The organism is Crassaminicella indica (assembly GCF_019203185.1).
Classification (GTDB): Bacteria; Bacillota; Clostridia; order Peptostreptococcales; family Thermotaleaceae; genus Crassaminicella; species Crassaminicella indica.
Map to the genome: position 1 here is coordinate 1 of NZ_CP078093.1, position 13,698 is coordinate 13,698.

Sequence of the window (13,698 nt, forward strand, 5' to 3'; positions counted from 1 at the left end):
ATGTCCATTTCTGCCACAAATTTTATCTTAAATTTATCTCCTAATCCATCAAAAGCTGTTATAGGTATGAACACTAACCTCGATCTATTATTTTCAAATACCAGCACTACAGAAAGAGGGTATAACTTAACTTTAGAAGCTACTCTTCCTGACGGTATATCCTTCATTGACAGCTCTATTACTCCTACTTCTATCATCAATAACCCGACAGGAACTATTACACTTCAATGGATAAATATTAAAGATTTAGCTCCTAATGAAATAAACTATAAAATTGTGCTTATATTAAAAGCAGATGAAAATTTTAGAGAAACAGGATTACCTGTACCTTTTGATGTGCCATTAACAAGTATCGATATACATGCAACAATTGATACCCTTCCTAGAGGAAATGATGATTCTGGGAACGAAAAAATTATAAAAACTGCATCAGAAAATTTTATTCCCCTTAGATATGACTTATTAAAATCTGCTCCAAGTAAAATGCCAAAAGGTGCTGGCCTTGTTTCTCCTTCCAAATATCCTAGATGGCCTTACCAATATAAACTAACTATTATGAACAACAGTAGAACTCCATCCAGCGTAACTTTATTAGATCACCTTCCCAATGGAGTTCGCTATCTAGGTAACCTAAATGTCACAGGTCCCGATGCACCTGTTTTATCTAATCCAACAATTATTGTTCCTACTGGTCCTGAAAGTCAAGATTTTGTTACATTAGATTGGGGAAGTATCGAATTATCTGCTAATTCTGTAAATACTATCTCCTTTAACGCTGCTATTTGGGATAATTATACAGTAAATGGTATTGAAAATAGTGGTTCAAAAATTCCTCATAGGACACCACTTGAAAACATTGCTACGCTAGATGGATTATCTGGACCAATCCAATCGATTGTTAAAACAAATGCAATGGATGCTACAATTAATAAATCTATTGATAGAAATATTACAGATGTAGGAGAAATAAATACTTATACTTTAACATATCGTATAAATCAATATGATAATATTTCATCATTTGTAATCACAGATACTATTGGTAATGGGCAAAGCTATAATCATGGCTCAGCATCTATCATACCTGATTCTATAACTGTTCATCCAAATGGTACAACAACACTCACTTGGAACTTAGGACTTTTGATTACTGAAACAACTGGAAATATTACTTTTACAACAACAGTGAATACTAATTATTCCACAGGAAATCCAGTAGCTAGTGGCGACACTTTATTTAATAATACTAATATCACTGGGATTAATCAAACCACCTCAACAGCTGCTCCAGATTATTCTAGTGCTAATACATCAATCAAAAAACCTCATATAAAAAAAGAAATATTAAATTATTACTATAAAGATGGAACCATAAAAGCCTTTGATGTAGCAGCTCCTTTAGATCAAGTTGAATTTAGAATCACCTACAGTTCTAATAACATAAAAGCATCTCAACTAAATATCGAAATTGACGAATATGCACCTCTAAACATGGGCCCATTAACTGCTAGTTTACCCATTATCTATAATAGTACATTCCCAGGACCTTTTTCACCCTTTACTGTAAGCCCTAATGGTCTAAGATGGAAGCTAGGAACAACACCTGGTAATAATACATGGACAGCTACCTTTAAAGTCCCTGTAAAAGATATTGAATTTGTAGGTGCAAAAAATAATTTAGCTAAACTAGCTGGAGAAAATACTCCTGGTTTTGCCTATAGCAATCGAGATCAAATTAAAGTAAACTTTGGAAAACCTAATATTAAATTTAAAAAGGAAGTAACAGGACCCAATGTAAATGCAATAAAAGCAGGTGAAACATATACATATACTATTACTATTTCAAATCCTCAAAATTCAGAAGGAACAGTAGTAGATGCCTTTGAAATGGATCTAACAGATATCATTCCAGATGACTTGACCTTTAATGGAATTTTTAATGTGATAGGTACAGCTTCCTATACTACACCTATATTTTCAGGTCAAAATGTATCTATGACAATCAAGAAGCTTGCACCTGACGAAAACCTTACTTTTAATTTTGAAGTAACTGTAGACAGTACTATCGCCAGTGGTAAAATACTTAAAAATCAAGCAATACTACAAAGGCCTTATTCACAGCCAGATCGATCTTATCAATACACCGGTTCACCATTTAAATCTTCAACCACTTTAAAAACAGAAGGTATTCAACTTAATAAATTAATTACTCCTATGTTTGCCAAAATAGGCGATAAGGTCACATACATCGTTCAAGCAACAGTCCCATTAGGAACAACAGCTTATGATATAGAGCTAATAGATGAATTTCAAGCTTCTACGCAGTCTTTCATACTAGGTAGTGCCAAAATCAATAATTCTTCTGTTATTCCTAGTGTTTCTTCAGGAGTTGTAGCTTTTCCTAAAATCAATTTTATTGATGCTACGACTAAAGAAGTTCTTATTACCTATTCCTTCGATGTAAGAATTATAAATGGCACACATATATCACCATTTATTGAAGAACAAATCAATAAAGCCACTATTCAATGGAATTTCAAAGAAGGAGAGCCTGCTGTTCCTGTTAGTATCTCTGAACCTTTACAGGTAAGAACACCAAATTTGCGAGGCATAAAGCAGCAACGTAATGTTACTAAAAATACGCACTTTAAAACACATAGATTAGATTATGAGGTAGGAGATGTTATTGAATATCTCATTTCTATAACAAATGATGGAGCTGAAAAAGCCTTTGATGCTGTCATTATAGATCACTTAGAGCCTTTTCTGTCCTTTAAAGCTGGTTCAATTATAACTACAAAAGGTTCAGCTTCTGAAGCAGGAGGAACAATCACATGGAATATTCCTGTTCTTGAAATAGATGAAACTGCAACGCTTATCTTTTCAGTAGATACACTGTCAGGAGTTGCAGCAGGTAAAACTATACTTGATAATGCAACTTATACATATAATACAAACAACAATAGCTTTGGTATTGAATTTGGTCCAGATAAAACTAACACAGTTCACTTAATATCTCCTTTTGTATCCATACTCAAAACATCTTCTATATCCGAAGGTGAAATCGGTGATGACATCACATATAGCATTAAACTTACCGTTCCTAATGGAACAATTGCATATACACCCAAGATACAAGATATGCTACCATTATCTCAAGATTATATCGGACCTGCATCAAGACAAGAACTCCCTAACCCACCAACAACTATAACGCCTATTTCTTTAAATCCTATTACTTTTGATAGTCCTACAATCGATGCTTCCTCGGGTGAAAAAGTAGTTATATATAAATTTATAGCAAGAATTGTTGATTCTACACACAATCAGCCATTTACAGAAATACAAACAAATTATTCACAAATACAATGGGCAATTCGTCCTGAAGGACCTTTATCTAGAATAAAAAAATCTAGTATAAATATTACAGCTAAAACACCAAATATAACTGTTATAAAAGAACAAAAAAAAGCTTCAGATACAAATTATACTACCAATCATCTTTCTGCACTGCCAAATGAGGAAATACATTATCGTCTCACAATAAACTCAAATGGTGCTACAACCGCTTATAAAGTAAAAGTGGTAGATGTGTTAAATGAATTTTTTGAGTATGATCGAACAATTTTAGGTCCTTCTCCAATAATAACCGGAAATACTATAGAATGGAATATCGGAAATATTGATACAAAAGATACTTTTATTATCGAATTTGCAGTAAAAATAAAACCTGGTATAGGTGCAGGAGCACAAATTCCTAATCAGGTAAAAGTATTTTATGATTCAAATACAATAAATGCTATCACTTATCATGCTAGCTCCAATAAAGTATTAATCGATATTCCACCTTTACAGTTTGAAAAATCTGCTGATAAATCTATTGCAGCTCTTGGAGATGAAATCACTTATACCCTAAAAGTTATTATTCCAGATGGTGTAAATGCTTACAATGTTGTCATAAAGGATACCATTCCATTTTGTCAAGAGTATAAACCTTCAAGCTGGTCACCTGGAACCCCTATTGTATCTCCATCATTAAAAGAAATTGTATTTAATGAATCTACTTCTCCTTTAATAGGTACGAAAGAATATACTTTTAAGACAATCGTCAAATGCGATAGAGTAGAAATTCAAACAAATCATTCACAAATATCTTGGAACATTTTACCTTCAGGACCTCAAGCTCCGCCAATTTCTAGCTTTGTAGATGTTACTGTGAAAAATCCCAATATCCAAGTAACAAAAGAACAAAGTATACATGCGACAGGTCCTTTTACAAAAGACTTGATAAAAGGTATAAAAGCGAATGATACAATATATTATAAAATAACCTTAGAAAATATAGGTCAAACCCCTGCTTATAATATTATTACTACAGATTTGCTCGATAATAATTTAATTTACATGGGGCCTGTAGGAAACTATCTTGGTACAATTACACCTGATCCTCCAACAGGAAATCCCAATGGTACAATTATGTGGACACTACCCGTATTAGAAGCAGGTTCTTCTACATCATTTATCTTTCAAGTAAATATTGTATCAGGATTTATAACAGGTTCTAATGTAATAAATCAAGCTTCGACAAAGTACGATACATCCATTGATCACCCTGTTACTATAGGTCCTATTTTGTCTAATCAAGTAGGCTTTGAATTTATATCCCCAACTATTTCCAAAACCGTAAAAGATGATATCAAATTCTTAGGAGATATAATAACCTACACAATAGAAATAAATATTCCAGATGGAGGTATCGCCCATGATGCTCAAGTAAAGGACCTCTTACCACTTGATCAAAGCTATGTAGCTGATAGCTTAAGAAAAAACGGATCAAAAATAATCCCTTATTCTACTTCTCCACTTATATTTGAAGCAGCTAAAGATCTAACAGGCACAATCATTTATACTTTTGAAGCCCAAATTGATTCTATGTCATCAACACCTCAAGATAAACAAACAAACGAAGCTATTTTAACTTGGAGAACTAAACCATCTTCTCCTCTAAGTACTATTGCTGATACCACAAATGTATATGTAACAAACAGTGATATTTCAATATCTAAAGCACAGAGGAACTTCACAGCTGATAATTCCAGCCCTTTTACTACAAATCCTATACAAGTTTCTGTTGGAGATGTTATACACTATCAGTTTACAGTAGAAAACCTTAATCCTAATTATCCAATTTATAATGTTAAAATAAAAGATCCTTTAAATAGTTTATTAAAATATTTACAGCCTATTGAACCTTTTCCTCCTGGTATAATAATTCATACAGGAGAACCTCAAGGAGGAGAAGTTACTTGGAACATTGAACACATTCCACCATTTGGAAAATACAGAGCAATTATCGCATTAGAAATATTACCCGGTGCAGGAGCACAAAGCACTATTTTGAATACTTCATCTGCAACATTTTCAGCAGTTCAAGAGCCTCCTGTTCTCATATATGGTCCAAAGGTTTCAAATACACTAAGTGCACAACTACCATCTTTACAAATAGAAAAAAATGTTTCAAAAACTACAGTAGAAATTGGAGAAATCATTAAGTATACACTATCCTTAACTGTACCATATGGCACTATTGCCTATAATGTTATTGTACAGGATCTGTTGCCCCCACAACAAATATATATTGGTGAAGCTACTAAAAATGGTTCTCCAGTATTTCCTACTATCGATGGACAAAAAATTACCTTTGCTCAAGAAGCCTTAATAGATGCATCATCTAATATAAAAAATATCATCTATACCTTCAAAGCACGAGTTATAAAAGGAAATACCTCATTTCCATATACAGAAACACAAATAAATCATGTTACAACAAATTGGCATATTGATCCAAATGGCACTCCCGCATTACCCGTTACTAATTCAAAAGCTATAGTTGTAAACAATCCATTTTTCTTTATTGGAAAAGAGCAAAGAAATGTTACAAAAAAAACAGCATTTGATACAAATGAATTAGCTGTTGAAGTAGGAGATATACTGGAATTTAAGCTAGTAGCACATAACTTTGGGAAAGCTTCAGCTTATAACGTTATAATAACAGATATATTATCTTCTTTTGATCAATATATAGAAGTAGTATCTATTTCATCTGGAAAAGTTGATTTTGATAGTTCTAGCAATACTATTATTTGGACCATAGATATTTTACCACCTCAAAGTGTTGAATTTTTCATATTCAAAATTAAAATATTAGGAGGCGTATCTGCTGGTGGATCAGATACAAATATAGCCACTGCTTTTTATGATACCAATAAAGCTACACCTATTACTGTTGGTCCTTTTGAAAGTAATAAAGTCATTCATAGATATCCTAACATATTGATTACAAAAACTGCTGATTCAAAAAACGTTATTATTGGGGATATCATTACTTATACAGTCCGTTTTACATTACCAAATGGTACAATTGCACTTAATGGGCAATTTACAGATACTCTACCAATAGGTCAAGTATATTATGATTATGCTACTTTGAACGGCAAGCCCATTGAGCCTGTAGAAGTCAATGGACAATTTATTGCTTTTCCTATTATTCCTTACTCTTATGCAAAAGAAAAAGATCTAACCTTTACTTATCAATTTTTAGCTAAAGTTATCTCTGTAGATGTAAATCCTATTACACTCATAGAAACACAAACAAATGAAGCTGTAGGAAAATGGTTTTTAAACCCATCTACATCTGCACAACCTGTTAATGCTTTAAAAAATATTTATGCTACAAATAGCAAAATTGAAATAAAAAAACTTCAAAGGAATGTTTCAAAATGTGGTCATTTTACAACAGAACCCATTCCAGGTAATAAGAAAAACATCATTGAGTATAGTATTACTATTGATAATACTAGCCCTAACACAGTATATAATATAATCACCGAAGATAACTTATCTCCTCAGTTGCAATTTATATCGCCTATTTCTGTCCCAATAGGAACACTTACTCACTCTAATGGAACAATCACATGGTCTATTCCTTCATTGACTGCAAATAATTCAGTAACAGCTATATTTTCTGTTAAAATTATAGCTACAAAAACACCTATTATCAACTATGCAACAAGCAGTTTTCACATTACACCAACAGACCCTAATATATTTTTCAGCAATCCTTCAAATATTACAGTCATACGAACAGATAATTGTACTGCTGTTTTTACAATTGGACTAAATATAAAAATTTCTACACAAAAAAACGTAGATCTACTTATTCCTACTCATGGATATTGCAAGCTCTTAGAAGATCAGCATAAACATCATAACAATAAATAATTTTAATATTCCCCCTTTTGATCTTATTCATATATGATCAAAAGGGGGAAACTATTAAATCAACAACACAAATAAAAACATATTCCATAATAGTGATTTAGTTACAATAATTCCTACTTTTTAACTTTTATTTTTAAAATTTCCTCATTTTTATACAAGCTTTTTTCAATGCTCTCTACTTTATCCATATTGGTAATCACAATAGGTGTTATAGTGTCTTTTCCCGATTTTTCTATATAATCTAAATCTACTTCAATAATAGCTGTTCCTTTTTTTACGTCTGTTCCAACTTCTACAAGTCTTGTAAACCCTTTTCCTTTTAAATTTACTGTATCTATCCCAATATGCACTAATATTTCCAATCCTTCTTTTGTAGTTATTCCAAAAGCATGATTTGTAGCAAATATTTGGGTAATCTTTCCATCACAAGGAGCAACTGCAATATTACTACTTGGCCTTATCGCTATACCATCTCCAAGCATCTTACTTGAAAAAACAGGATCACTTACTTCTTCTATATCTACTATTTTTCCTTGGAAAGGAGCTTGCAGTATAATTTCCTTATTTTTACTAAAAAAACTTAACATTTTTCATCCTCCTACAAATATTCTTCTTTTAATTTTTCTAAATCTAATTTTGATGCAGCTTCCTTATCTACAACAAAAACTACATCAGGATGTAATTGTAAAACAGATGCAGGGAGTTCAGGAGTTATTTTCCTATAAATAGCTCCATAAATTGCCTCTGCTTTTTCTTTACCACTTGCTAAAAGCATAATCTTTTTAGCATGCATAATAGTTTTTATTCCCATACTTATAGCTTTTGTCGGTACATCCTTTATAGAATCAAAAAACCTTGAATTATCCTGTATAGTCTGTTCATCTAATTTAACCATATGAGTAAGGGCTTCAAATTTTATATCTGGTTCATTAAATCCTATATGTCCATTTCTTCCTATCCCTAAAACTTGTAAATCTATACCTCCACAGCTTCTGATCTTTCTTTCATATGCTAAAGATTCTTTATTAATATCTTTAGCCATACCGTTTGGTATATTTACTTTTTTCATATCAATATTTACATATCTGAAAAAATTTTCATACATATAATAATAATAGCTTTTATCGTTTTTTTTACTTAGACCGCAATATTCATCTAAATTAAAAGTAGTTACTTCTTCAAAGTCAATATGACCATCTTCATATGTTTTTATAAGCTGCTTATACATTCCTAAAGGCGTAGAACCAGTAGCAAATCCTAAAACGCTATTAGGCTTTAAAATCATTTGGCTAGCTACAATATTGGCAGCTTTTTTACTCATCTGATCATAATCATCAACACAAATAATCCTCATTGGTATTCACCTCATATACAATATTTCCATCAATTATAGTACTAATCACATTCATACTCTCATCAAAAATAACCAAATCTGCAATTTTCCCTTTTTGAATACTTCCTAATTGATCATCTACTCCTATAGCTCTTGCTGGATTTAAACTTGCCATATTTATAATTTCATTGATTTTATAATCAGTATAATCCCTAATATTCCTTACAGCTTCATTTAACTTAAGTATACTTCCTGCTAATGTTCCATCCTCAAGCTTTGCAGATTCTTTATCTACAATTACCTTTTTTCCTCCCAATTCATATTCTCCACAGGGCATACATCCTGCTCGCATAGAATCTGTAATTAAAATAACTAATTCTTTTTTATTTATACTGATAAATGCCTGAAAAAAACCTTTATGCACATGAATCTTATCTGCGATGAGTTCACAGAATATATCTCTTGAAAATACCGCTCCCATAACCCCTGGGTTTCTGTGATGAAGCCCTGTCATAGCATTAAAGGTATGTGTTACATAATCAACTCCATCATCAATAGCTTTTAGTGCTTGTTCAAAAGTAGCACCTGTATGTCCTATAGCAAGCTTTATATTTTTATGCCTTTGCATACTTTCTATAAATATGCTATTTTCATCTTCTTCTGGTGCAAAAGTGATGATTTTTAATATGTCTAAATAAGGTTCCACCATCTTATATTCAGGTTTTATAATATATTTTTCATTTTGAGCCCCTCTATATTTTTTACTTATAAAAGGTCCTTCTAGGTGTGCACCCAAAATTTTTGCACCATCTAATTTTTTATGCATACATTCTCTAATATTTTCTAATGCTATTTTTATATCTTCTTTAGACATAGTCATTGTTGTAGGCAAAAAAGATGTTACACCTGTTTTTGCTATAGATTTCGAAATAGACTTTATTGCTTCAAATGTAGCATCCATGGTATCAAAACCTGCCGATCCATGTATATGCAAATCTATCAATCCAGGAGATACAAAATTGCCTTTTGCATCTATAACTTTTTTTACACCACTTAATTGTCTAAACTCATCTTTTTTTACTATATCTATTATTTTATGGTTATATAAAAGCACATAATTATTTAAAATACTATCTTCTAAGATAATTTTACCATTAATAATAGCTTTCACAAAATCCTCTCCTTACATTTTACCTATGAAGTTAAATATATTCATAAACTTTACAAATATATTTAATTCATAAATCAGGTAGAATGAAAAAGCTGTTATAACAGCTTCTTCATTCTAGTAGATAATATTTCTACCTTTGTTCCTACAATCACCTGTACATTTTTATCATTTATTTTTAATACACCCGATGCACCTAGATTTTTTAATTGTTTTTCATCAATAATTCCTGCATCCTTTAAAGTAAGCCTCAATCTTGTAATGCAAGAATCTAATTCTACAATATTTTCTTTTCCTCCTAAAGCTACTAGATATTCCTTAGCCAATCCATCTAAATCATCTGTCTTAGTAAGATCTGCTGAATTTTCCTCTATATCTTCTCTTCCTGGCGTTTTTATATCAAATTTTTTAATTGCAAATACAAATATAATATAATATGCAACAAAAAATACTAATCCTATAGGTATTAATAACCAGCCTTTAGTTGCTAAATTCATATTTATTCCAAAATCCAAAGCCCCTGCTGAAAATCCAAAACCATGATGAATTCCTAGCACATTTGTCACTGCTAGTGAAACCCCTGTTAGTATAGCATGGATTACATATAATCCTGGTGCTAAAAACATAAACATGAATTCAATTGGTTCTGTTATTCCTGTTAAGAATGCTGTAAAAGCTACAGATAACAAAGCCCCTCCTACTGCCTTTTTATTTTCTTTTTTTGCTGTAGTATACATAGCAAGTGCTGCTGCTGGAAGACCAAACATCATTACAGGGAAAAATCCAGTCATGAATATTCCAGCACTTGGATCTCCTGCAAAAAATCTTCCTAAGTCTCCTGTAGCTCCATTATACTCACCAAATACGAACCAAACAATACTATTTAATATGTGATGTAGTCCTGTTGGGATTAATAATCTATTTATTGTACCAAATACAAAATATCCGGGAGCACCTGCTCCTATAATCCAATTCGCTACAGCATCAATTACTCCTTGAACATATGGCCATACAAATCCATATGCCACACCGATAAGAATAGATGCAAAAGAAGTTATGATTGGAACAAATCTTTTTCCACCAAAGAATCCTAAAAAGTCTGGAAGCTTAATGTCATGATACTTATTATAAAGATTTCCTGCTACAAGCCCTGCAATCATTCCTGCTAAAACACCCATTTTTTTTACTTCTATAGCTTCATTAAAGGTTGGTGCAACTGCTGTTGCTGTAAAATAACCTATAGCACCCGCAAGACCTGCTGCACCATTATTATCTTTTGCAATGCCTATAGCTACACCAATAGCAAATAATATTGGAAGATTACCAAACACAGCATCTCCTGCTGCTGTAATAAAAGGAATGTCTAATAAAACCCCAAATCTTAAAAGCAAGGCTACTACTGGCATTACTGCAATAGGTAGCATTAAAGATTTACCTAGCTTCTGAAATTTTCCAAACGTATTACTCATAATAATTCCTCCCTTTTTAATAAGTTAATTTATTAAAAAAGGCATAAACCATTAGACAGAAAACTCTTTCCGTCTAGTAGGTTTACGCCTGATTTAACAGTAACGTTCCTGATTTCTCATTTAGTTTTTAATCTTTGTATATGAATTGCCATATACCCTAGCTCCTGTTCTGGAACCTCTACCTCATACTCTTGTTCAATTTTAACTTTTATCTTCTTGATAATTTCATAAGACTCTTTAAACTTTTCCTTTATATTCTCTAAAAGAGGATTTTCTATATATATATTATTTTTTATTCTATTTAATGCCCCTTGTAAATGATTGATTAACCTTTTGTAATCATAATCTGTTTTGCATATTTTTATATCTAAATCTTTTTCTATAATTTCAATGATTTCATATAATAATCTAGTATTTTTTATAGTTTCTTTCACATGCGTATTTTTCCTAGCTGAATGAAGATGTGTAGCTATAAATCCTATTTCACCATATCCTAAATCCACATCTAATGCTTCTTTAATCATCTTGATTCCTTCAGATGCAATATCAAATTCATCTGGATATAGTAGTTTAATTTCATCAATAAATGGATTTGTTATTTCAAGTCCTGTTCGAACCCGTTCAATTGCAAAACCAATATGATCCGTAAGGAGAATATGAATATGCTTATTTAACTCACCTAACTTATTTTCTGCTTTCTCTATAATCGCCTCACTTATTTCTATAATCTTAGGATCTATTTGTTTCACAAGACTAAAGTACTTATTTTTCATCTTTTCATTATAACCTACAAAGGATTTTTGTATCTTCTCCCTCGGAATATATACCTTTTTGTTTTCCTTTTTTCCAAAGCCTATACCCGTACCTATTAATATAGTATCTTCTTTGTTTTGAAAATCATAAGCTAAAACAATATTATTATTTAAAATCTTTAATATCCTAAAATTATATTTGCTCAATATAATCCCTCCTGTACGAGCTTTAAAACAAAAAGGCACAAACCTATATACAAACACATTTCTACTTGCATTTGTACATAGGTTCATGCCTGCATTACAGTAACACACCTAATTGATCATTTAATTGTTATATAAATAATAACACAAGAAGAAAACGTTTGTCAATATATAAATAAATATGCTTTACCTAAAATAAAGCTTCCTCTATTCATATATAATTATATTTTACCAATATTATTTCACTATAATTTAAATTTTTTTCTAAATTTAAATTCACATTAAAGCTTACTATTGAATATGATAGCATTATCATAAATTATATATAAATTCATCTATAGATAAATATCATCAACATAAAAAAAGAACCTTCATTGTTTGAACGAAGTGAGTTTTGAAGAGGTGATTCTATGAGATATTATAAAATTAAGAATTTAGTCTTTGAAGGAGGAGGTATATTAGGAATCGCCTATTTGGGCGTATTAGACTTTTTATATCATAAAAACATACTGCAAAATATAAGAAGAGTAGCAGGAACATCAGCAGGAGCTATAATTGCATGTATCACAAGTTTTGCTTTACCTTTTAATGAAACAAAAGAAATAATTGATACATTAGATTATAGTAAAATCCCTCAAAAAAATGACCATCCAGCTTTAAAAGAAATCCCTATTCCCTTTAGAAAAAATTTCGAAGAAATATTTGAAAATATTGATTGTCTCTATAGATTAGTAAATGATTACGGCTGGTATTCTAGTGAATATTTTTATGAATGGATTAAAAAACAAATAGCCTCTCAATTCGATGCATCTAAAAAACTGCCCCCCTATACCTTTGAAGATTTTAAAAACACCTCTACGCATAAAGATCAAAAACCTTTTTTAGATTTATATATTATTGGTACAGATATATCTACTAAAAGTTCAAAGCTATTTTCATATGAAACAACTCCTCATATGGAGGTAGCACAAGCTGTAAGAATTTCTATGTCTATCCCTCTCTTTTTCGAATCAGTAAAAGTAAATCCAAAAACACAAACCAAAAAATCAATGCCCCATATATATTCAGATGGTGGCATTATGAGAAATTATCCTATAAAAATATTTGATTCTAGTTATTTTAAAGATAGAATCGTCAACGGTATAAATATTCAGACTTTAGGAGTAAGATTTAAAAACGCTACAAAATATAATAAAATAAATAACTTCATAGAATATATAGAAAATCTATTGATATCTTTCATAAGCATTCAGCAGGATATATATAATCATAGCCCTGAAGATCAAATAAGATCTATTCAAATAGATACAAAAGATATATCCTTTATAGACTTTAATATACATCAAAATGATGAAAAATATAGATTTTTATATCAAGAAGGGTATAAAGCAGCTAAAAACTATTTTCAAAAAAAAGCATTCTTTCCTAGAGGCTATTTATAACTTCTATATAAAAGATCACCCATTTATACAGGTGATCTTTTATCATAAT

The 13,698-nt window shown here is 31.0% G+C and carries 7 protein-coding genes; 2 read left to right on the plus strand and 5 right to left on the minus strand.

What is annotated here, in order from left to right; all coding sequences use genetic code 11:
- Entirely contained in the window at positions 1 to 7,281 is a 7,281-nt protein-coding gene (locus tag KVH43_RS00005) for a DUF11 domain-containing protein (protein ID WP_218282960.1), read from the plus strand.
- Positions 7,282 to 7,394: 113 nt separating this feature from the next.
- Here the strand turns inward: KVH43_RS00005 and KVH43_RS00010 are convergent, their stop codons facing one another.
- The 5 genes from KVH43_RS00010 to KVH43_RS00030 all read right to left on the minus strand — a co-directional run bounded on the left by KVH43_RS00010 (position 7,395) and on the right by KVH43_RS00030 (position 12,210).
- Positions 7,395 to 7,868 (minus strand): PTS sugar transporter subunit IIA, encoded by a 474-nt coding sequence (locus KVH43_RS00010; protein ID WP_218282961.1) that lies wholly within the window; start codon positions 7,866 to 7,868, stop codon positions 7,395 to 7,397.
- A gap of 11 nt (positions 7,869 to 7,879) precedes the next feature.
- Entirely contained in the window at positions 7,880 to 8,635 is a 756-nt protein-coding gene (gene nagB, locus KVH43_RS00015) for a glucosamine-6-phosphate deaminase (protein WP_218282962.1), read from the minus strand.
- Positions 8,616 to 9,785 (minus strand): N-acetylglucosamine-6-phosphate deacetylase, encoded by a 1,170-nt coding sequence (gene nagA / locus KVH43_RS00020; RefSeq protein ID WP_218282963.1) that lies wholly within the window; start codon positions 9,783 to 9,785, stop codon positions 8,616 to 8,618. The genes nagB and nagA overlap by 20 nt, the downstream gene beginning before the upstream one ends.
- 95 nt (positions 9,786 to 9,880) lie before the next feature.
- A complete protein-coding gene (nagE, locus tag KVH43_RS00025; protein WP_218282964.1) occupies positions 9,881 to 11,251 on the minus strand; it encodes an N-acetylglucosamine-specific PTS transporter subunit IIBC in 1,371 nt (456 codons plus the stop codon).
- Between the two features lie 116 nt (positions 11,252 to 11,367).
- A complete protein-coding gene (locus tag KVH43_RS00030) occupies positions 11,368 to 12,210 on the minus strand; it encodes a PRD domain-containing protein (RefSeq protein ID WP_218282965.1) in 843 nt (280 codons plus the stop codon).
- Between the two features lie 407 nt (positions 12,211 to 12,617).
- Here KVH43_RS00030 and KVH43_RS00035 point away from each other — a divergent pair, with 407 nt between their 5' ends.
- Entirely contained in the window at positions 12,618 to 13,649 is a 1,032-nt protein-coding gene (locus tag KVH43_RS00035) for a patatin-like phospholipase family protein (protein WP_218282966.1), read from the plus strand.
- Positions 13,650 to 13,698: the final 49 nt, after the last annotated feature.

Coding starts and splice junctions, on each gene's coding strand:
- KVH43_RS00005 (WP_218282960.1), top strand. CDS start 1: ATGTCCATTTCTGCCACAAATTTTATCTTAAATTTATCTCCTAATCCA.
- KVH43_RS00010 (WP_218282961.1), bottom strand. CDS start 7,868: ATGTTAAGTTTTTTTAGTAAAAATAAGGAAATTATACTGCAAGCTCCT.
- nagB (WP_218282962.1), bottom strand. CDS start 8,635: ATGAGGATTATTTGTGTTGATGATTATGATCAGATGAGTAAAAAAGCT.
- nagE (WP_218282964.1), bottom strand. CDS start 11,251: ATGAGTAATACGTTTGGAAAATTTCAGAAGCTAGGTAAATCTTTAATG.
- KVH43_RS00035 (WP_218282966.1), top strand. CDS start 12,618: ATGAGATATTATAAAATTAAGAATTTAGTCTTTGAAGGAGGAGGTATA.